Source organism: Geomicrobium sp. JCM 19038 (assembly GCF_000698125.1).
Taxonomy (GTDB): Bacteria; Bacillota; Bacilli; order Bacillales; family Marinococcaceae; genus Geomicrobium_A.
This window is the reverse complement of record NZ_BAXA01000007.1, coordinates 89140-109839: the sequence shown is the minus strand read 5'-3', so window position 1 is coordinate 109839 and position 20700 is coordinate 89140. Positions and strand designations below refer to the sequence as shown.

Here is a 20700-nt window from a genome sequence, read left to right as displayed (position 1 = left end):
AAGTAGACACTAATTCAATAAAAAGCCCAACAAGCGCTCCCCTAAACAGAAACTCCTTTGAAGAACCGCACCAAGACTAACGGTCACAGGTCCGCTCGGAACACGCATAATTATTTCTAAAATTTCCGATATTTCACGGACTCGAAGTCTTGCACTGTAACAGACAAAAGCCAATACGCCGCTTAATGCACTGTTGATAATCGCAAAAATAGTGAATAATCATCCACTATAGTTAATTGTCCGGTAAATGTAAACACTTCGTCCAGCAAAAGAAAACGCTGACCGATAAGATAAGCTAGTCAAAAACATTTACTTGACGATTGTACGATAAAGCGATTAAGCGAAGGTTTATCATATCTATTGACGATTCGATTCAATAAAAAAAACAAAAGCCGTTGCCTACGCAACAGCATTTGAATAAACAATTTAAGATCCTTATTGTGTAAGCCCTGTAGCGAAGACCCCCATTAAAACAAGAATAATTAGAATGATAACGAATAAGGTCACAATGATCGCCATGATTGAATTCCAAAGTAAAAAACGTCCATAGCCGGTAAAAATATTGTTAAGTTCTACAGAACTCTCTTGCTCTTGCATTCGTTTTGCAGCACTACCACTTTGAAATAAAAACACACCGAGAATGATCGTTATTACTCCTGGAATCGCCCCGATAACAAAAGCGAACAAACCAGTAATGGTAGAAATTGCTCCACTAATCATAAGATAGACTCCGAGCACTCGCCCCCATAGCGCAATTCTTGGCAAATGCGCACTTACATCAACGTTCATCCAATTCCTCCTTTTATACAATTCCTAGTAGTAATTCCCTAATTGTATGTAAGAAGAAACTACTTTATTAAGAATCTTCATACAAAAAGCCTCCTTTTAAGTTTTCACGTATTACGTGTGAACTTAAAACGAAGCTAATTGTACACATCGTTATTTATGAAACTTCTTTTCAATCTCATAGAAATTCTCTTCAGCTTTTTCTGTAAAACGACGATCGATTTCATCGAAGCGTTTATTCGCATCATTCAATCGTTCGTCCATCCCTTTAAACCGTTCATTAAAGTCTGCTTGAAACCGTAACAATGATTTTTGTAGTTGCCTGAAGAAGGGATCTTGATGAGGATACATCGTTATTCCTCCTTTTTCAGTACTATATGCTTTAATGAACCCGTTCGTTAAGCATCATGTCGATGAAATTGTTTGAAGTAATTAAATGTTTGAGGATTCTGTAATGATCCTTCATTGACTGCTTGTTCATACTCAACACCCATCAATAACTTCTTAACAGGCACTTCGACTTTTTTTCCATTTAATGTACGTGGAACTTCTTCAATCACATACATGTCATTTGGAACATGTCGTGGACTAACGTTTTGACGGATGCTCGTTATGATTTCTGTTTTTAATTCTTCGCTCAAAACAAAGCCATCTTCTAACACAACGAATAAAGGCATGTATGGTTCTCGTGTCGGATGGCTTATATCAACGATCAAACTATCTTTGATTGCTTCAAGACTTTCGACTGCTCGATAAATCTCACTCGAGCCCATTCGCACGCCGCCACGATTAATTGTTGAATCACTTCTTCCATAGATTTGACAGCGACCATCTTCTTTAAATTTAATTAAATCACCGTGTCGCCAAACCCCTTTATACTCATTAAAATAACTTTCATAGTATCGCTCGTTGTTCGGGTCATTCCAAAAATAGAGAGGCATGGAAGGCGTTGGCTTTTTTATGACTAGCTCACCAACCTCATCCACGAGTGAATTCCCTTCTTCATCCCACGCATCGGCATCCACACCAAGTACGCGTCCTTGAATCTCTCCAGCATAGACCGGTTGAGTCGGATCCCACCTACAATTGCTGAACAGATATCGGTACCGCCACTTACAGAGTTTAACCATACCTTGTCGTTAACCGCTTCATACACCCATTGTGATCCTTCTGGAGGTAACGTTGCACCCGTAGAAGAGAATGCTTTAAGCGTTGACAGATCTGCGATGTCTTTAGGCTGCATTCCGTTTGCTCGGCAAGCCATAATGAATGGTGCACTCGTACCGTATGAAGTAATCCCTGCTTCTTCAATAAGCTTAAATGTCACATTCGCATCTGGATATGCTGGACTACCGTCATAAAGCACGACCGTTCCGTTCATCATTAACCCACTTACGACCATGTTCCACATCATCCAACCGGTCGACGTATACCAGAACATGACGTCTTCCGATTTTAAATCTTTGTGTAATACCATTGATTTCATATGTTCCAAGATAATGCCGCCATGACCTTGGACAATGGCTTTCGGTGGTCCTGTCGTGCCCGATGAATATAAAATCCATAACGGATCGTCAAATCCTACGGACTCATATGGAATTGGAGAACCATCTCGATAATTAGATAAGAAAGTAGACCATAAATTAAATTCAGCTGGAAGCGCATCTTGAAATACTGGAACGACGATGACATGTTCTAATGACGGAATTGACGTTTTAATTTCTTTTACGACGTCTATTCGGTCATACTTCTTTCCATTATATTGGTAACCATCAACAGCAAAAATCACTTTCGGCTCAATCTGTATGAAACGATCAACGACCGTTCGTGCTCCAAAGTCTGGGGAACAACTTGACCAAATCGCTCCAATACTTGCTGTCGCAAGCATTGCAACCATCGCTTCAGGAATATTAGGCATATAACTTACGACTCGGTCGCCACGCTCAACTCCGAGTGCCTTCAAACCATTTGCAACGGCTGATACACGTGCGTACAACTCTCCCCAAACGATTTCTTCTTTGTGCCTTTTTTCTCCGTACGCTTTAACGGCAACATGTTCAGGATTCATGTTCCGGAAGATGTATTCGGTATAGTTTACGGTTGCTCCTTGAAACCACGTCGTATGCATAAATCCTTCTGACGAATCCATAACGTGTTGATACGTCGCTCCAGGGTTCACTTCAAAGTAATGCCATAAGCTTTCCCAAAACGCTTCATGCTCAGTAACTGACCAGTTGTGAAGTTCATGGTAATTTGCAAAGGAAAGACCATGTTGCTTCGTTAGCCAATTCATGTAATCGCTTAAATTTGTTTGCTCAATCGCTTCTTTAGTTGGGGTATGTAACAACGTCCCCTCTTGCACACTCATCCTTTTTCCCTCCTCTTCGTCTACTCCTCCTTTATGTAATTAGTGATTTCTGCCAATTTCTCCTGCTATCTAGCAATCCTTTCTAATTATCATTACAATAAGAGGATAAGTTTTACGTTTTTTTCCAATCAAAACCTATAAAGGAGTAGATGATCATTCGGAAATTCATTTCATTTGTACTATCTGGTGTTTTACTCGTATCGCTGTTCAAACCTTCACCCCTCCATGCACAATCTGAAGCTCATGTAGACGCTCATGTTACAGGAACAGGTGGTGCTGTTGCTTCAGAAGATTACCATGCATCAAAAGCAGGGATGGCGATACTTGATCAAGGTGGCAATGCCATTGATGCTGCCATTGCCGTTGCAGCAGCTCAAGGCGTCACGCGGCCCTACTCAGGCGGTATCGGTGGCGGTGGCATGATGCTCATCTACCTTGCTGAAGAAGACCGACACATTACGATCGATGCACGATCGGTCACACCGGCTTCGTTTAGCGATGAGTCCTACATTGATCCTACGACCGGTTCAATCTACCCTGCAGCAATGAGAACCTCAAGTGGTACGAGCGTATCGGTCCCAGGTACGATCAAAAATTGGGAAGTTGCCCTCGAGCAATACGGAACGATGAGTTTTGAAGACGTGTTACAACCAGCCATTCAAGTTGCAGAAAACGGCTTTATTGCCGATCACAACTATGTACGAGAAACCAATCAACATCAAGATCGTTTTAACTTGTTTTCGTCAACAGTTGAAATCTATGACCAGCCTCGAGTCGGTGAACGAATTAAAAACCCTGATCTTGCTCATACATATCGATTAATTGCAAATGAGGGTGCCGATGTCTTTTATGAAGGAGAAGTTGCGAAAGCAATGGTTCAAACGATTAATGAACCACCGCTCGTTGCAAATCCAGACTTTCGCGCGGTAAGTAGCAATTGGAACGCTGAACAAGGCATTCTTAAAGGCGATGTATCGTTAAACGATTTTAAAGGTTACGAGGTCATTACAAGAGAAGCGACGCATTCTACCTATCGTGGCTATGACATCTACGGAATGCCACCGTCGTCAAGTGGCGGGATTACTGTTGGCTTACTTTTTAACATGCTTGAAAGTTACGATGTTCCGAATATGGGGCCTGTTGATGCATTGCATCATTACTTAGAAGCATCCCGTGCTGCGTTTGCGGACCGAAGAGCTTACATTGGTGATCCCACGTTTACCGATGTTCCAGAAAACGAGCTTCTATCAATGTCGTATGCCGATCATCGTCGTTCCCTTATTGATTCAAGCATTGCACGCATCGGCCAAATTGCTCCTGGAAATCCACAGACTGAAGCAATGCCGCAGTTTCCTTATGACTTCCAAGATGTTAAAAACAATCAAACGTGGCCGAGCGAGCATTTTCACCGAATTGATACTGGACCATCAAGCCACCCATTTGATGCCACGTTCACGGTAAACAATGAACAAGGTCAAATGACACTTTCACCCCGTCAAGACGGCAGAGGCAGTTCATACGGTCGTGCAGCAGTGACGATGGAAGCACTCCAAGATCATGAACTAACGATGCGTGTCTATGGAGAACCTTCTTCTGGTGACCGTAGGCTCCGAATTTGGCTTAATGCGGACGTATGGCAATCTGGTAGTACGTTGCCACTAAATGGGTACGGCTTAGAGCTTAACTTCGGCACGAACCAACTTGCTCTACAATCTGTTGTCGATGGTCAGCTTCGAACGGTTGAACGAATCCCATTCACTTTTCAAGATGAGTGGCATGACGTGACATTTAGAATTGAAAATAAGCAGTTGAAAGTCGCCGTTTCTACTGATAACGAAGGTCGTCCTGATCAGTGGCTAGCCGTTCATTCTTTAGATTCTTCAAACCAAACATCGTTAGACAGAGGCAATGTTTTGTTGAGCATGATCAACTTCGATCACCATCATGCCCAAACATTGTATGTCGATCATATTGATGTAACACCGATTAACGAAGCACGCCAGATGAGCATTCAAGAAGACGTAAAACAAAAAGCCATCTCACCTGCAGAAAAAGCAATCATTGAAGAACCAGAGGAATTTGAGCACTTAGAAGATGATGCGGATGAATCAACCATTCACTTATCGGTCAGTGATGATGAAGGAAATATCGTCAGTTACACGTCTACAATTGTCTCAATTGGTGGCAACGGCATGGTCGTTCCTGGCTATGGTTTTCTATTAAATAACGCGGTTTATAGCCGGATTCCAACTGAATCTCCTGATCATCCGAATTACCCGAGACCTGGTATGCGCTCATTAAGTAGCATGTCACCTACCATCGTAATGGAAGACGATCGTCCGGTACTTACGATCGGTGCACCGGGAAGTGACACGATCATTACGACCGTCTCACAAATTATGATGCACATGCTCGATTTTAATCGCTCATTTCCAGAAGCAATCACTGAGCCGCGCTTCTCGCAACGGAACAATTTTGATTCTGCAACAGAGTACGAAGGGCGCTATGTGAATAACGAATCCCTTGCTCAGATTGCCGAACTCGAGACACGTGGCCATCGTTTCTTAGCGAACCAAGCCGTTCAAGGAATTGGTGCAGTTACTGGCATTGAATTTCATGAGAACGGTCAAGTGACACCAACGACAGAACCTGAGCGCCGCGGCGGTGGAAGTGCAATGGTTCAACACGCTGCATTGTCATTTAGCGACGTTCATGAGAACACGTTCGGGTATGATTCAATTATGAGAATGGCTGGACTACATGTGATTACTGGTTATACAGACGGTACGTTTCGACCGAGTCAACCGATCAACCGTGGTCAAAGCGCTCGCATTTTAACGAATGCACTTGAATTACCAGTACCTGAAAACGTAGACAGCACACCGTTTGTAGACACGCCACCGGGTCACACGTATGCCGACGTTGCGGCTGCCGTTTATGAAGCAGGCATTATGATTGGCTCGAATAACAGCCAATATTTCAAAGGCGGCGATTATTTGACTCGCCAGCAAATGGCCTCCATTCTCGTACGAGGGTTAGAGCTTGAGAATACTGGTGAAGACGTCACGATCGTTGATCTTGACCAGGCGTATGATGCGCATAGAGAAAACGTGGAGATTCTTACTCAGCACGGCATTACGATTACTGAAGACAATCGTTTTCGTCCGAATGAAAACGTCACCCGTGCACAACTTGTCGTCTTTTTAGATCGCGCATTCGACTAACCCAATATAAAAAACGCCTCGTACGAGTGAAGTACGGGGCGCTTTTACGTAAAAATCCGGTGCAATTCTTCAATTGATGAAACGATATAATTTGGCTGACATTCCTCGCTAATCGTTTGAGTTCCTGTTTCTTTCTCATATTTCTCTTTAATCAATGGTTGTGCAAGCTGTATCCGTTCACTCATGGTTGCTCGTTTTATCCATTCCGGAAACGTATGGCGGATCCAAATGGATGGGATTTCTTCTTGGTTAGCCATTACTACATCATGATCAATGCGATCCCCTACATGACCGACAATCGTGCCATGTGCATACACCGCCTGCAAAATCTGTGGATCTGGCTTTGCGCACCCTGCTTCTTCTGGCGTTACAATTTGATCAAACAGTGGCGCAAGCCCTAGTCGTTCCATAACTGGAAATTGATATTTATAAAAACCATTCGTTAACGCCACGAGACGGTAACCCTTCTGCCTAAACGTCATTAAGGCCGAAATGCTTCCTGCCTCAAGAAGGTACGAGTCAGGCGGTGCAGCGTGCTTTTTTACAAGTTGCTCCACAGACAGCGTGTGCACACAATTCGATTTAATCAAAAACTCCGTTACGATCAGGTCCCAATCATAGGCTTTGGATGTTTCACCTTTTTTCATATAGTCGTTGTGCATCGCAACAATTTCAGAAATGATTGGTCGCTGATCGTTTAATACGTCCTGCAGTTCTTTCTCGATGGCTGGAAACACAAACTTCACGAACGGATTTTGCATAAGCGTACCGTCTAAATCAAACGTAATGATGTTCGTCATCGTCTCACACCTTTTGTAGGAACTTACAATTACTATACTAGTGTACGTCTATTTAATGTAGTCCGTTAATTTTTATACCTTTTGCTTGTTCGTATTACAGTATATGAAGGTTTTATTTTATGATAAAATGTAAGAAAATTACAACAAAAAGGTGGTCAATATGCATTATAAACCAGCAACCGATTATGAAGAAGCAGGATTTACAGGCATACGAACCTTTATGCATTTGCCCCATGTGAAAACGCGCGAACACATTGATTATGCGATTATGGGACATGCCTTTGATACTGGTGTAACAAACGCACCTGGTGCAAGGTTCGGTCCAGAAGCCATTCGAAGTCGCTCAATGAGAATTAGCTCTTATGACGCTGCATTTGACATTGAACTCTTTGAAGATTTGTCCGGCGTAGATTATGGCGACTTATCGATCACTCCAGGATTTATTGAAGAAAATTATGAGCGCGTTGAAGAACAACTCGTTCCATTTTTCTCTAACAACATCGTACCGATCATTTTTGGTGGTGACCATTCTGTTTCACTGCCTCACCTCCGTGCAGCCGCAAAGGCATACGGACCTGTAAGCTTGTTACATTTTGACGCTCACAGTGATACGTGGGACAGTTCCTTTCAAGGAAAGAAGTACACGCACGCAACGATGTTTCGTCGTGCTGTTGAAGAAGGGATTGTAAATACCAAAACGTCCATTCAAATTGGCATGCGTCAGTATTCGAAGCAACATTTGATAGACAATCGTGAACTTGGTTATGAAGTCATTACTGCTTTGGATTTCCGTGAGATGGGCATAAAAGAAGTGATTAAGCGAGCCAATCAACGCATTGGCCATACGCCAACGTTTTTGACTTTCGATATTGACTTTCTTGATCCGACATATGCACCAGGCACAGGTACTCCTGAAGTTGGTGGGTTTACGAACACGGAAGCTTTCGAACTGCTTCGCGGTGTAGCAGGAGGGAATTTCATCGGCTTTGACCTCGTTGAAGTCTTACCTGATCGCGATCCAGCTGGAACCACTGCACTTAATGCAGCTCACGTTGCGGCTAAATTTCTTGCGTTGCTTGCCTATAATAAAAAACATAAATCTTAATTAACACTGAACTTAGCATCGACTGGTGGAAAGCCAGTCTTTTTATTATGAGAATGAAAAACAAAAATCCCAGTAATTATATAGGATTAATCTATTTACAAGCCTATCTCCGTCCTATACAATTAAACTCATTGAATTGTAGAGACTGAGGTGAAGGGCTTGTCGTTATCCACTCGTATTTTTATTGCACTGTTTGCTGGAATTGTATTTGGTGGGTTGTTGAATTTGCTCGCACCAGGCTGGATTGCACCGCTTGATGAGTATGTACTCTCGCCAGTTGGGAGATCTTTCTACGAGCGATTCAACTCATTGTTGTGCCACTCGTGTTTGTCGCGCTCGTCATTGGTGTTACGCAGTTAAAAGGATCGGGACACATTGCAAGATATACAACAAAGCTGATGAGTTTTTATGTCGGTACGTCTGCATTTGCTATTGTGATCGGAATTCTCGTCGCGATTACGATCCGTCCTGGTGATAGTGCAGAACCAATTAGTTCAGGTGACGCTGATGCGAATGAAGGGCAACCGCTTATGGAGTGGCTCGTAAGCATTGTCCCGAGTAATCCATTCGAATCTCTCGCGTCTGGAAATTTATTACAAGTAATCATTATCGCAGCGCTCGTCGGTACAGCGATTAATTTATTGCAAGATGAACAAACGAAACCGTTTATGAATTTCATCGAGAGCACGTATGAAATTGTCCAGAAGATTCTCGGGCTCGTCTTAATCATCGCTCCAATTGGCGTATTCAGCTTAATTGCTTCGATGGTTGCGACGCAAGGGTTCGGAATTCTTGCTAACTTAGCGGTGTACATTCTCGGGTTAATCGCAGCAATCTTTATCATGATTGCATTGTATGCTCTCCTTTTATCTGTAACACGTGCAAATCCGAAAGCATTTTTTAAAGGCTTTATGCCTGCATTTACATTAGCATTTGGTACCGCAAGCTCCAATGCAGCATTACCGGTTGCAATGGACGGTGCCAAAAAAGCAGGCTTGGATGAGCAGATTTCTAGATTTGCGATTCCATTTGGAACGGCACTTAAGCGTGATGGAGCAGGAATCCTTCAAGGATTCAACGCCATTTTCGTTGCCCAATTGTTCGGTGTTGAGTTAACCTTTACGCTCGTTCTAACGATTTTCGTGAGTGCTTTGCTCGTATCGTTTAGTACTGCTGGTGTTCCAGGGGCAGGAATTATTATGATGACAACCGTCTTAACTGCAGCTGGTCTTCCGTTAGAAGGAATTGCGATCGTTGCAGGGATTGACCGTATTACTGAAGGATTTAGAACGATGCTTAACGTACTAGGAAATGCAGCAAACGCGACACTTCTGCAACGCTCTGAAGATCATAGACTCGCAAAAAAAGGATGATACGCTCATCCTTTTTTAGTTTGACTGAAATTTCTGCCGCATCGTTCGACATTTCGTTGTACGATAAGAAGGTAGACACCACGAGCTAGATTAGTTGGAGGCGGAACAGATGCTTGCGATTTTTCTCTTCACGTTAATTGGTATTTTCATTGGAATTATGTCTAGTCTCTTTGGCTTTGGCGGAGGCTTTATCGTTGTTCCGATTCTTTATGCGTTCTTACCAGAATCCATTCCCCATGCCTACCTCATGCACACAGCGATCGGTACGTCACTCGCGGTGATGATTGTGAATTCGTTTAACTCGACGCTAAATCACGCCAAACAAGACAATGTGCATTGGCCTGTCTTTCGTTATTTGGCAATCTTTATTGCAATCGGTTCACTATTCGGAGCAATCGCTGCTAGTTTTATTGAAAGTGAGTGGCTTCGCTATGCCTTTATCGGTTTCTTGCTTTATGTAATCGTTTCGAACATCATCAAAAAAACGTTCACCACAGCAATTACCGACAGTCACTTCCGTTTCCCAAAACGCCGTTATGCTGGGGCTAGTGGCGTCTTTATTGGTTGGATCTCTTCAATGCTCGGCATTGGAGGTAGTGTGATGACCATTCCCTATTTACGAAAGCGCGGTCTTAACATGCTCCATGCCGTGGCGTTAGCGACACCACTCGGTTTGCCGATTGCCATTGTCGGGACAACGACGTATATGATTCTCGGTGCTAACGCAACAGATATGCCAGCATCCACACTTGGATTTATTTACATACCCGCATTGATTGGTTTTACGATTGGTGGGTTTGCAGGTGTCCCGATCGGCAGGCGTATTGCTCAAGTGTTACCGGATAAGATTTTTTCCAAAGCCTACTTGGTTCTCTTAGCAATTGTAGTCATCTTTATGATTATTGGTTAATTCATACTTGAGGACTAGAACCAACCGTTATGACCTTTCAACTTGCTAAAGTTTTTTTGTTAAGAACAGTGTTTAATCTTTTATCAGCTTCAACGTACACATTTTATAAAACATATAAAAAACACCCGAAACTGGAACGTTTCGGGTGCGCCTGTCTTAAACCGATGTTTCTTCTTCAATTAGTACTCGACGTAGGATTTTTCCTACTTTAGATTTTGGCAATTCTTCTCTAAATTCGATTTGAGAAGGAATTTTGAATTTCGCTAGTCGTTCTTTACTGTACGCAATAAAGTCTTCTTCGGTATCTTTGGAAGCGTCTTCCTTCACGATAAATGCTTTAACCGTTTCGCCTCGGTATGCATCTGGAATACCACAGACGACAACTTCCGTAACATTTGGATGCTCATAGAGCACTTCTTCAATCTCTCTTGGGTAAATGTTGTAGCCGCTCGCAATGATGACATCTTTCTTACGACTAACGATAAAGCAATACCCATCTTCATCCATGTACGCAACATCACCAGTGTACAGCCAACCATCACGGAGAGCTTCTTCGGTTTCATCATCTCGTTTATAATACCCTTCCATTACTTGAGCACCTTTAACGATCAGTTCACCCGGTTCATTCGGCTTGCACTCCGTTAATCCTTCTTCTAAATCGACGATTTTACAATCGGTACCATATATCGGAATGCCGATACTACCAGGCTTCGATTCACCTGTGATTGGGTTGCAGTGGGTAACAGGAGATGCTTCAGTTAACCCGTAGGCATCCAGTAAATTCGCTCCTGTTAACTCGCAAAAGCGATCGCGAACTGCCGTTGGAAGTGGCGCTGACCCACTAAGACACGTATGAATAGCAGAAAGATCATATTGTTCGATATTTTTAGCAGAATTAACCGCTACATAGATTGTTGGCGTTCCAGGCAGCATCGTAATCTTTTCATTGTGTAAAAGTTCCAAAATACTATTCGGTTCAAACCGCTCAACGAGGTACAACGTCGACTGTAAGTAGATGCAATAGTTCATTGACACAGTCATGCCGTAAACGTGGAATAGCGGTAATACATTTAATAGCTTTTCCTTTTGCTTCTCTGTTTGCAAACCAACGAACTCATCAGTCTGAATGACGTTTGCGGCTAAGTTATAGTGTGTAAGCTTAGCGCCTTTTGATACACCTGTCGTTCCACCCGTGTATTGCAACACTGCTAAGTCTTCTTTTGGCTTAATGGCTACTGGCTCAAAGTCTTCACTACCTAAATTGATTAGTTTCTTTAACGTATCGTACTTCGGATGGTCATCTGCTCTTGCAACGATAATCTTCGAAACAATGTCTGAGATGCCTTCTAATCCGTCAAGTAGCGACTTTTCAATGATTAATAGTTCAGAACCTGAATCGGTAAGTTGGTAGCCAAGCTCACGCTCTTTATACATTGGATTGTTTTGAACGACAACACCACCCGCATAAAGAATCGCAAAGTAAGAGAACACGTAGTCCGGTGAGTTGTTCATCATTAACGCAACCCGAGTGCCTTTTTTGACACCTTGGTCTTGTAGGGAGCTCGCTACTCGACGAACAATTTGTCCAAACTCCTTGTATGTGTACGATTCATTTTCAAATACGATTGCACGATGATCTGGCGAGGCTTTAATTGTATCTTCAAGAAAATCAACGACTGTTGTTTCTTGAATCTCAACGTCTACGTTACGCTCTATTCCTTCTGGGTACGACGAAAACCATCTTCTTTCCATTCCAATCACCCTTCCACATGGATTATAGTGCTTCTACAATGATCGTGACACCTTGTCCGCCACCGACACAAAGGCTTGCTAAACCGTGTTGCTTTTGTTGTTTTTGTAGTTCATGTAATAGTGTGACAACAATTCTAGCTCCTGAGCATCCGACAGGGTGCCCTAGTGCAATCGCGCCCCCATTTACGTTAATCTTACTCTCATCAACGTTCAACTCTCGATTAACAGCGATTACTTGTGAAGCAAACGCCTCATTGAATTCAAACAGATCAATATCGTCTAATGACATGCCTGCTCGCTCTAGCGCCTTCTTAGTCGCAGGAACAGGACCAATGCCCATAATTGAAGGATCAACTGCAGCACTTGCATAGCTTTTAATTTTGGCTACTGGTTTTAAGTTGTATTGATCAACCGCAGCTTTAGATGCAAGGATCGTAAACGCTGCCCCGTCATTTAAGCCTGAGGCATTCCCTGCTGTTACGGTACCATCCTTTTCAAAGACTGATGATAGTTTCCCAAGCTTCTCTACACTTGTATGACGAGGACCTTCATCAGTATCAAATGTGATCGTTTCACGGCGTGACTTGACCGATAATGGTACGATTTCCTCTTTGAAGCGTTCGTTTTCAATTGCTTTTAATGCTTTGACCTGACTTTGATATGCAAACTCATCTTGTTCTTCACGTGTAATATTGTATTGACGCACTAAATTCTCTGCCGTCACACCCATATGATAGTTCTGAATGGCACAGTGTAACCCGTCATGAGTAAGACTATCAACGAGCTTTGCATCACCCATCTTCTGTCCTTCACGACTTCCCATCAAAAGGCGCGGAACATTTGTCATGCTTTCAGCACCACCAGCAAGAATTAGGTTGCTCTCACCTGCTCCGATTTGCATCGCTCCAAGTGTAATTGCTCGTAAACCTGACGCACATTGTTTGTCGATCGTCATCGCAGGCGTTTCTTCAGAAAGACCCGCATGGATTCCGATTTGCCGTGCTGGATTGCCTTTCACCCCGGCTTTAAATACATTCCCAACGATCACTTCGTCGATGACGTCTTTTGGAAGCTTCGTTTTCTCCATCATTTCAGAGACGAGTGGAACGGCAAGATCAACGGTTGAGAGCCCTTTTAAGCTACCGATGAATGTCCCAATTGCTGTTCGTTTCGCCTCAACCAAATAAATCTCATTCATAATACCGCTCCTCTTACAGATTGATTTACTAGAATAACAAAGTGATAAAACGCTTACATTTCAATGTTTAATGAATCTTCATTCATTTATACTATCACAAATTTTCCAATTTGTTAGCTACTTTCCATGAAAAAAAGAAGTGCGCCACATCCATCCTAGCCATTATTCAGAATTAGTAAAATAAATACTTGATTTGGATACTATTCAAAAGTAAACTATTAACATCCATTGGCGATGATTAATTACCTAGATTAATTTCGGACTTTTATAACACTATGAAATGGCAATTCCGATACTAATTACGAATCTCTTTCGGGTGAATGATTTTAGAATACTTATTATTCATAGAAATTAAACCAACGTCTCAAATTTATCGGGTACATTCAAGTCAATTGAACGAGGGGAAGTAAAGATTGAAGCACTTAAGGGGGACAGAAGATGGTTGAGATCACACAATTATTAAAAGATTGGCGTCTACATGTTATCGTGCTTGGAATTGTTCTCATTACTGAGGCAGTCGGTATTATTGAACTTACGATTGGACCGGGAATGATCGTACTTCTGCCGATGCTCTTTGCCATTGTATTTGGACTTATTCTTTATTTCACACCCATCATTAAAGAGAAACAATCAAAAAATGCCGAACCAATTATTACGATTGCTGTTACGTTATTAATTGCAAAAATCGGTGTTACGATCGGTCCCGATCTTGGGAATGTCATTGCAGCAGGACCCGCGCTATTACTTCAAGAAATCGGAAACTTCGGAACGGTTTTTCTCGCACTTCCAGTTGCCGTCTTACTGCTCGGTATGAAGCGTGAAAGTATTGGTATGACCCATAGTATTGGGCGGGAATCCAATCTTGGAATTATTTATGATAAATTTGGATTTGAATCCGCCGAAGGTCGTGGAGTCACAGCCATATATGTATTCGGTACAGTATTCGGAGCGATGTTCTATGGACTTATTTCTGGTTTTCTCGCCACATTCACACCACTTCATCCACTCTCGTTAGCGATGGCCGCAGGTGTTGGTAGTGGAAGTATGATGGCAGCGGCCTCTGGTTCTTTAATTGCTGCTTATCCTGAATTAGAAACGCAAATTATTGCATTTGCTGGCGCAAGTAATCTATTAACATATGCGACTGGGTTGTTTGTTAGTATATTCATCGCATTACCGATTACAGAAAAGCTTTATAAACTGTTCTGGAAGTGGCGAGGTGGGGAAAACCAATGAAAAATAGTCAAGAATATTTCCTATTGATGCTCATCGTAGGTACGGTAGCACTAATCGGTAACTGGATTGGATACGATATCTTCTCCATTCAAGCCGTTCTTGGGATGCTCGTCTTGATCCTGATCGCGTCGCTAGGCCAATTATTGAGTCAATTGATCCCAGTGAAAATTCCGAGTGTCGTCTATGTGATCATTATTGGGATTATCCTCTCCTTACCTAGTCTTCCGTGGGGACCTTATGTTGTTGAGTGGACGAGCAACATCCAGTTACTCGCGATTGCTACCCCAATTCTTGCTTATGCTGGGATTGCCATCGGTCGTTCATGGACCGATTTTGTGAAAATGGGCTGGAAAGCATGGTCGTTTGTCTTCTTGTTCTATTTGGAACGTTAATTGGTTCTGCAATCATTGCTGAAATCGTTCTTCGTTTTCAAGGGATTATCTAATAAAAAACCCATCACTTGCGTTGCACCAAAACTCTATTTCATTGGTGCGACTCATTATGTGATGGGTTTTCTTATGCAAATCCGTTTAGTAGTCCTCGTCTTGTGTGCAATACTCTTGGCTCGCTACGTAATATATGTTGACAATGCATTAATAAATCAGAATTATCTTTCAATAAAACAGCTTTGTTTGTTCCGCAATGGCGCTCAACAATCGCATAGGCTTCTTTCATTCGATAACGGTCTTGCCCTACGCCGTGCGTGTCACTCGCAATAAAATGAGCGAGATCATGTTTAATTAAATCGATTGCAAAACGCTTCACTCTTCTACCAGAATATCCAAGCAGACTTGGGGCAGTAATTTGTGTCACAATGCCTTGTTGAACAAGCGTATAGAGCCAAGATGGATCTTTGCGTATGAGCGGGTGACGTTCAGGATGCGCAAGTACTGGCACAACTCCGTGACGTTGCAATTCGCTTAATTCTTTCATCGCAAAGGAAGGAATGGTGTCTTGTGGCAAACTAACGAGTAAGTACTGTCCAGCATCCGCTAATGTACAAAGTGCCCCCGTATTTAATCCATTCATCATGTCTTCATGAATCAAGACTTCCTGACCAGGAAAAATAAGAATTGGAATCCGCTCTTTCTTCGCTCGTAACCGCAATCGAAGGGTTGCATCGAGAATTTTCTCTCGGGGGTTATGATAATTCTTGTACCCATGATGGGGAGTGACAATCACGTGCGTAACCCCATTTTGAGCCGCACGTGCAAGCGACGTTATGCTACGTTGAATATATCGTGTTCCATCATCAATATGTGGAAGGATATGGCTATGGATATCAATCAAAAGACTCACTCCCATTCGCTCTTTTGATCACATTGTAACATATAACTAGTTCTATTAAACTATATATTTGGTTTATTTCTGCATTATTTTAGGATAGATTTTGACAAATTCCCTATATCGTACTTTATATAAATGATCGAATGTTTGATCTGGTTCATACCGCTTCTGTCCGAGACGGGCAATAACCGCTTTACTCCATTCATCGTACGAATTGGTCCAGTTCAAATAACGCCCACCGAGTGACGCAGCACCAACGACTGGTAACCACTCTGCATCATCCGGAACGTAAATTGTTATGCCTGTACTATCAGCAAGTATTTGACACCAAGCATGACTTTTCGTACCTCCGCCAATCACTATAATCTCTGTTGGTTTCTCTTCACCTGAATCGGTCATGAGCTGTCGTATACTCAACGATAACCCTTCTAATACGCTAAAACAAAGCGCAGCTTTTGACGTGGTTGCCTTCAAATTAGACCATGAGCCTGTTGCATTTGCATCGTGAACTGGAAATCGCTCGCCATGGACATAGGGTAGAAAATAGGGATGATCAAGTGATGGTTCAAGCGAATGCACGATGCTCTCAAAAGCTACATAATCGCCATCCGACAAAAGTTCAACTGCAAAACGATGAACGTTACCTGCATTCAGCATCGGTGCAATCGAGAGAAAATGAACATCATCAAGATGTGGAAGCTTGAACGCGCCCTCATACAACTCATTTTTGCGATCTGTTGAAAATGCCGTCCACCCAGTAGAGCCGATATACAGGTAACTCGTTCCCCGAACTAATACCCCTGCCCCGAGTGACGATGCGGCTGCGTCACCAGTCCCGCACAATACCGTTGTTTTCTCAATAAACCCTGCACTATTATGCTTTTGAACAACACCAACAACTTTCCCTGCTGAATGTAATTCTGGTAACATCATCGGATCTAGACCTACATCTACTAGCCAACTCTTCTCCCATTGCTGCTGTTCAAAGTTCATCATCCTGTCGTGCTCCTGTAACAACATCCGCCACAAACTGGCCTGTTAATTGCAAAATGATATAGTCTTTCGCATTCACTAAACAAGCATGCATCTGTTCATATATGCTCGGTTGATTTCTTTGTAACCATAACAATTTCGGAAATACCATTGATCCATCACAATAATTCTCGGTCACTTTCACTACGTTGGGAATGGCTTTGTGAATGATTTCTGCTTCTTCTTGTGCACGTGAGTCAGAGTAAAGAATGGCGTTACGGATTGCTTTTCCTTCTTTATTTACAGGTATGCAATCTTGCATCTGGCCAGTCAATGATATGGTATGTACGGTCGATGGGCTGATTCCTTCTTTCCACCATTCATGGCTTAATTCTTGAACGATGGTCCACCAACTTTCTGGATCTTGTTCACGGTACTCTTCATTTTGAATGGTAGGAATGGCCTGTTCTTTTCTGTGATGCATGTGACCATGCTCGTCGACGAGTACAGCTTTTATCGTTGAAGTTCCAATGTCAAAAGCAGCTACATAAGGCATCATGAACGCCCCTTTCTATTTGTTTGAAATTTATGATCTTTTATATTTTGAATCTTCATTTTACGATACAATGACTTATAAAAGGAGTGAAAAGAATTGAACTTCAAACAACATATTGAAGAGAACAAAGATCACTACTTGAACGATTTATTTACATTGCTTCGTCAAAAAAGTATTAGCGCACAAAATGATGGTGTCCGTGATTGTGCGGCACTTGTCGTTGGCAAACTAAAAGAAGCAGGCATTACTCACGTTGAGATCATAGAAACCGAGGACCACCCTGTCGTTTATGCTGAACAACACGTCTCTGATGACGCACCAACGATGCTCATTTATGGTCACTACGATGTACAACCTCCAGATCCATTAGAAGAATGGAAAAGCCCGCCGTTTGAACCGACCATTCGCGATGGCAAAATTTACGCACGTGGCGTTGGCGATAACAAAGGTCAAATGCTCGCACAAATTCTCGCTGCACAGACGTACATCGCTACAGCTGGGGAACTCCCTTTGAACGTGAAATTCGTTTTTGAAGGTGAAGAAGAAATCGGCAGTAAAAATTTACCTACCTTCGTTGAAACCCATAAAGAAAAGCTCGCTGCTGACTTTGTGTACACATCTGATGGTCCTATGCTATCAAGTGGCAACCCGTATGTATTACTCGGTACTAGGGGCATGCTCTACGTCGAATTAAAAGCAAAGGGATCCGATTTCGATAATCATTCTGGCAACAAAGGCAACATTGCTCAAAACCCCGCTTGGAAAATTATCGAGTTGCTCCAATCGATGCGAGACGACGAAGGCAACATTTTAATAGAAGGTTTTTATGATGACGTAGAAGTACCAACTGACCTTGAGCGTCAACTATTAGAACAACTCCCTTTCAATATTGAAGAATTAAGAGAACAAGTTGGGGATCAAAGAATCGATCTATCAAAGGCTGATTACTACAAAAAATTATGCTTTGAACCAACATTTAATATTGCCGGCTTTTCCAGTGGCTATAGCGGTGAAGGGGCCAAAACGATCATTCCAAGTGAAGCAACTGTCAAAATGGACATGCGTCTCGTGAACAATCAAGACCCTGATGAGATTTTTGAACGGTTCAAAGCGCATGCTTCTAAATTCGCACCAGACATTACTGTCGCAAAAATCGGAGCGATGTCACCGTCACGAACGTCTGCCGATTACCAAATCGTCGAAACCGTTCGGGAGGCAACAGAACGTTCATTCGAACGAAAAACGTTTATTCAACCGAGTTTAGGAGGCAGCCTGCCTAATCACGTTTGGACAAACATTCTCGGTGTCCCTTCTGTAATCGTCCCGTATGCAAATGCCGATGAAGCCAACCATTCCCCAAATGAAAACCTCGTTGTGGACAATTTCTACAAAGGCATTCTTTGCACATGCGAAGTTATGAAAGCAGCCAGTCAAATGACAAAAGACGAACTGCTTCAAAAAAGAACGACACTTGCTTAAATGCAAAAGTGCCCACTCCAAGGTGGGCACTTTTCATTTAGTCATTCAACGATACGTTCCAGAAGATCGGACCGACAAGCTCGTCAAACCCTTCCACACTCTCATCCATCGATGTAATGGTGTGGAATTTACCGATATTAATCATCGGTAAATCTTCATAAAACTGTTCTTGTAACTCCGCAAAGACCGCTCGTGCATCTTCTTGTGTTTCTTGTAACTTGATCTCATCTAACAAGCGATCCAATTCTTCACTTTGTGTCCAGCCTGCAAACTCTGCGCGTTTACTAAGCACTGGGAATTGATGAGGAATGGAGCGTGTCGCAAAGGATGATACGAACATGTCATGAGCGCTAGGATCATAGATTTCTTCTTGCATTGCTGCCCAATCAATAATACTTAACTCGACATTCATCCCTAGTTTTTCGAGTTCTTGTTGAAGGACAATGGCCGCATTATAATGATGATCATAATCTCTTGTCGCCATAATCGTTACGAGCTCATTGTCGTATCCAGCCTCATCTAACAATTCTTTCGCTCGATCAACATCGTTTTGGAAGTAGTTTTCTTTTCCTGCATCTGTATACCAATCGACTTGTTCCTCAAGCATCAAACCTGGATCCAACTTATAAAACTGATCACTCGTTACAGAGCCAGTCATGATGCTTCGTTGTTAATCCCAACGTTAACCGCCTCTCGCATGAGTGGGTCCTCAAACACGCCCTCTAGCTCATTAAAGACAGCAACTTCTACTGCACTCGGTGTGATCATCGTTTCGATACTGGGATTGGAATTCATGAGATCAATATTGTCATAAGGTACAGCCATAATGACGTCATACTCACCCGTTTGAAGTCCAGATACTCGAGTAGATGCATCCGAAACAAAGTTAAAGTAGAGGTCTTCGTATTGTGGATTCTTCTCACCGACTAATCCACTCGAAGGTTCGTCACGCGCAACATAATCGTCAAAACGCGTGAGGTGGATGTGTTGGTCTGTTGCCCATTCAACAAATTCAAACGGCCCTGTACCGATAATATCATTCGCTCCGGTCGGACCTGCTTCATCAACGACTTCTTTTGGCATAATCGCTGCAAATTGCCCAATCTCTGCAAGAACATGGAGGATCACTGAATTGCGCTCTGGTAATTCAATCACAAACGTATAGTCGTCTTCTATGATAAACTCCGCATCCGCCAAGTTTGAACGTCCGATTGAAGAGTACTCAGTCCACTTCTCCATCGATGCTTTCACATCTTCGGCAGTCATTTCTTCCCCGTTATGGAAGAGTACCCCTTCACGCAATTGAAACGTAATTGTTTTCCCATCTTCACTTTCTTCAAAAGACTCTGCCAACATTGGTGATACTTCATAATCGGCATTCACTGCAACGAGCGTTTCAAAGACGTTACGACTGACATCTCTTGTTGCTGTAGTAGGACTCATGTGCGGGTCCATCGTGTCAGGTTGTGCACTATAGCCAATTTGCAATTCCCCTGAAATCTCAGTTGCATCATTGTTGTCAACACTCGCATCTGTTGTCGTCTCTGAACTGTCATCCCCACCGCAAGCAGCAAGCATGAACGGTACGATCCCAAGCGCTAGATACTTGTTGCGTAGCTTCATGATAATCCCCATCTTCCCACGTTAAAGTTGT

At 42.7% G+C, this 20700-nt stretch carries 18 protein-coding genes and 1 pseudogene; 8 read left to right on the top strand and 11 right to left on the bottom strand.

Annotated features, from left to right (window positions below; translation table 11 throughout):
• Window positions 1-435: 435 nt before the first annotated feature.
• The 3 genes and pseudogenes from JCM19038_RS10565 to JCM19038_RS10555 form a co-directional block, all read right to left on the bottom strand.
• Window positions 436-789: a DUF5362 family protein gene (locus JCM19038_RS10565; protein ID WP_042417628.1), complete on the bottom strand. Its 354-nt coding sequence runs from the start codon at window positions 787-789 to the stop codon at window positions 436-438.
• 150 nt (window positions 790-939) lie between these two features.
• A complete protein-coding gene (locus tag JCM19038_RS10560; protein ID WP_042417626.1) occupies window positions 940-1137 on the bottom strand; it encodes a hypothetical protein in 198 nt (65 codons plus the stop codon).
• A gap of 47 nt (window positions 1138-1184) precedes the next feature.
• A pseudogene (locus tag JCM19038_RS10555) lies at window positions 1185-3154 on the bottom strand (acetoacetate--CoA ligase).
• A 149-nt stretch (window positions 3155-3303) separates the two neighbouring features.
• On the opposite strand from JCM19038_RS10555, the gene JCM19038_RS20810 reads away from it, so the two are divergent.
• Complete coding sequence (locus tag JCM19038_RS20810) at window positions 3304-6378, top strand: gamma-glutamyltransferase (protein ID WP_052361465.1); 3075 nt, start codon at window positions 3304-3306, stop codon at window positions 6376-6378.
• Between the two features lie 44 nt (window positions 6379-6422).
• On the opposite strand, the gene JCM19038_RS10540 is transcribed toward JCM19038_RS20810, so the two are convergent.
• Window positions 6423-7178: an HAD family hydrolase gene (locus tag JCM19038_RS10540; RefSeq protein ID WP_042417622.1), complete on the bottom strand. Its 756-nt coding sequence runs from the start codon at window positions 7176-7178 to the stop codon at window positions 6423-6425.
• A 160-nt stretch (window positions 7179-7338) separates the two neighbouring features.
• Between JCM19038_RS10540 and speB the strand changes: the two genes are divergently transcribed.
• The 4 genes from speB to JCM19038_RS10525 all read left to right on the top strand — a co-directional run bounded on the left by speB (window position 7339) and on the right by JCM19038_RS10525 (window position 10566).
• Entirely contained in the window at window positions 7339-8283 is a 945-nt protein-coding gene (speB, locus tag JCM19038_RS10535; protein ID WP_042417619.1) for an agmatinase, read from the top strand.
• Window positions 8284-8442: 159 nt separating this feature from the next.
• Window positions 8443-8643 carry a hypothetical protein gene (locus JCM19038_RS23620; protein WP_238554378.1) on the top strand — a complete coding sequence of 67 codons (201 nt, stop codon included), beginning with the start codon at window positions 8443-8445 and terminating at the stop codon, window positions 8641-8643.
• Window positions 8607-9656, top strand: a complete 1050-nt coding sequence (locus tag JCM19038_RS10530) for a dicarboxylate/amino acid:cation symporter (RefSeq protein ID WP_238554377.1) — start codon at window positions 8607-8609, stop codon at window positions 9654-9656. Before JCM19038_RS23620 ends, JCM19038_RS10530 begins: the two co-directional genes overlap by 37 nt.
• A gap of 109 nt (window positions 9657-9765) precedes the next feature.
• On the top strand, window positions 9766-10566 hold the full coding sequence (locus JCM19038_RS10525) for a sulfite exporter TauE/SafE family protein (RefSeq protein WP_042417615.1): 801 nt from the start codon (window positions 9766-9768) through the stop codon (window positions 10564-10566).
• A 156-nt stretch (window positions 10567-10722) separates the two neighbouring features.
• On the opposite strand, the gene JCM19038_RS10520 is transcribed toward JCM19038_RS10525, so the two are convergent.
• Both JCM19038_RS10520 and JCM19038_RS10515 read right to left on the bottom strand, forming a co-directional pair.
• Window positions 10723-12318, bottom strand: coding sequence for a long-chain fatty acid--CoA ligase (locus tag JCM19038_RS10520; RefSeq protein WP_042417612.1), 1596 nt, complete (start codon window positions 12316-12318; stop codon window positions 10723-10725).
• A 22-nt stretch (window positions 12319-12340) separates the two neighbouring features.
• Window positions 12341-13516 (bottom strand): acetyl-CoA C-acetyltransferase, encoded by a 1176-nt coding sequence (locus JCM19038_RS10515; RefSeq protein WP_042417609.1) that lies wholly within the window; start codon window positions 13514-13516, stop codon window positions 12341-12343.
• A gap of 438 nt (window positions 13517-13954) precedes the next feature.
• Here JCM19038_RS10515 and JCM19038_RS10510 point away from each other — a divergent pair, with 438 nt between their 5' ends.
• Both JCM19038_RS10510 and JCM19038_RS10505 read left to right on the top strand, forming a co-directional pair.
• The gene (locus tag JCM19038_RS10510; RefSeq protein ID WP_042417605.1) at window positions 13955-14752 is read left to right on the top strand and encodes a DUF3100 domain-containing protein; all 798 of its coding nucleotides are present in this window, start codon (window positions 13955-13957) and stop codon (window positions 14750-14752) included.
• On the top strand, window positions 14749-15144 hold the full coding sequence (locus JCM19038_RS10505; protein WP_307190004.1) for a hypothetical protein: 396 nt from the start codon (window positions 14749-14751) through the stop codon (window positions 15142-15144). Before JCM19038_RS10510 ends, JCM19038_RS10505 begins: the two co-directional genes overlap by 4 nt.
• A gap of 124 nt (window positions 15145-15268) precedes the next feature.
• On the opposite strand, the gene JCM19038_RS10500 is transcribed toward JCM19038_RS10505, so the two are convergent.
• From JCM19038_RS10500 to JCM19038_RS10490, 3 genes are all read right to left on the bottom strand, one after another.
• Window positions 15269-16042, bottom strand: coding sequence for a tyrosine-protein phosphatase (locus JCM19038_RS10500; protein ID WP_042417603.1), 774 nt, complete (start codon window positions 16040-16042; stop codon window positions 15269-15271).
• A gap of 72 nt (window positions 16043-16114) precedes the next feature.
• Window positions 16115-17035 carry an FGGY-family carbohydrate kinase gene (locus tag JCM19038_RS10495; protein WP_042417599.1) on the bottom strand — a complete coding sequence of 307 codons (921 nt, stop codon included), beginning with the start codon at window positions 17033-17035 and terminating at the stop codon, window positions 16115-16117.
• Window positions 17022-17570 (bottom strand): FGGY family carbohydrate kinase, encoded by a 549-nt coding sequence (locus tag JCM19038_RS10490; RefSeq protein WP_081831757.1) that lies wholly within the window; start codon window positions 17568-17570, stop codon window positions 17022-17024. Before JCM19038_RS10490 ends, JCM19038_RS10495 begins: the two co-directional genes overlap by 14 nt.
• Window positions 17571-17663: 93 nt before the next feature.
• On the opposite strand from JCM19038_RS10490, the gene JCM19038_RS10485 reads away from it, so the two are divergent.
• Entirely contained in the window at window positions 17664-19046 is a 1383-nt protein-coding gene (locus JCM19038_RS10485) for a M20/M25/M40 family metallo-hydrolase (RefSeq protein WP_042417592.1), read from the top strand.
• A 37-nt stretch (window positions 19047-19083) separates the two neighbouring features.
• Here JCM19038_RS10485 and JCM19038_RS24440 read toward each other — a convergent pair whose 3' ends face one another.
• Window positions 19084-19704, bottom strand: coding sequence for an ABC transporter substrate-binding protein (locus JCM19038_RS24440; RefSeq protein WP_052361461.1), 621 nt, complete (start codon window positions 19702-19704; stop codon window positions 19084-19086).
• Entirely contained in the window at window positions 19701-20669 is a 969-nt protein-coding gene (locus tag JCM19038_RS24435; protein ID WP_052361457.1) for an ABC transporter substrate-binding protein, read from the bottom strand. The genes JCM19038_RS24440 and JCM19038_RS24435 overlap by 4 nt, the downstream gene beginning before the upstream one ends.
• Window positions 20670-20700: the final 31 nt, after the last annotated feature.

Bases quoted from the DNA above. Each gene is read 5' to 3' on its own strand.
- JCM19038_RS10565 (WP_042417628.1), bottom strand. From the start codon at position 789: ATGAACGTTGATGTAAGTGCGCATTTGCCAAGAATTGCGCTATGGGGG.
- JCM19038_RS10560 (WP_042417626.1), bottom strand. From the start codon at position 1,137: ATGTATCCTCATCAAGATCCCTTCTTCAGGCAACTACAAAAATCATTG.
- JCM19038_RS20810 (WP_052361465.1), top strand. From the start codon at position 3,304: ATGATCATTCGGAAATTCATTTCATTTGTACTATCTGGTGTTTTACTC.
- JCM19038_RS10540 (WP_042417622.1), bottom strand. From the start codon at position 7,178: ATGACGAACATCATTACGTTTGATTTAGACGGTACGCTTATGCAAAAT.
- speB (WP_042417619.1), top strand. From the start codon at position 7,339: ATGCATTATAAACCAGCAACCGATTATGAAGAAGCAGGATTTACAGGC.
- JCM19038_RS10525 (WP_042417615.1), top strand. From the start codon at position 9,766: ATGCTTGCGATTTTTCTCTTCACGTTAATTGGTATTTTCATTGGAATT.
- JCM19038_RS10520 (WP_042417612.1), bottom strand. From the start codon at position 12,318: ATGGAAAGAAGATGGTTTTCGTCGTACCCAGAAGGAATAGAGCGTAAC.
- JCM19038_RS10515 (WP_042417609.1), bottom strand. From the start codon at position 13,516: ATGAATGAGATTTATTTGGTTGAGGCGAAACGAACAGCAATTGGGACA.
- JCM19038_RS10510 (WP_042417605.1), top strand. From the start codon at position 13,955: ATGGTTGAGATCACACAATTATTAAAAGATTGGCGTCTACATGTTATC.
- JCM19038_RS10505 (WP_307190004.1), top strand. From the start codon at position 14,749: ATGAAAAATAGTCAAGAATATTTCCTATTGATGCTCATCGTAGGTACG.
- JCM19038_RS10495 (WP_042417599.1), bottom strand. From the start codon at position 17,035: ATGATGAACTTTGAACAGCAGCAATGGGAGAAGAGTTGGCTAGTAGAT.
- JCM19038_RS10490 (WP_081831757.1), bottom strand. From the start codon at position 17,570: ATGATGCCTTATGTAGCTGCTTTTGACATTGGAACTTCAACGATAAAA.
- JCM19038_RS24440 (WP_052361461.1), bottom strand. From the start codon at position 19,704: ATGACTGGCTCTGTAACGAGTGATCAGTTTTATAAGTTGGATCCAGGT.
- JCM19038_RS24435 (WP_052361457.1), bottom strand. From the start codon at position 20,669: ATGAAGCTACGCAACAAGTATCTAGCGCTTGGGATCGTACCGTTCATG.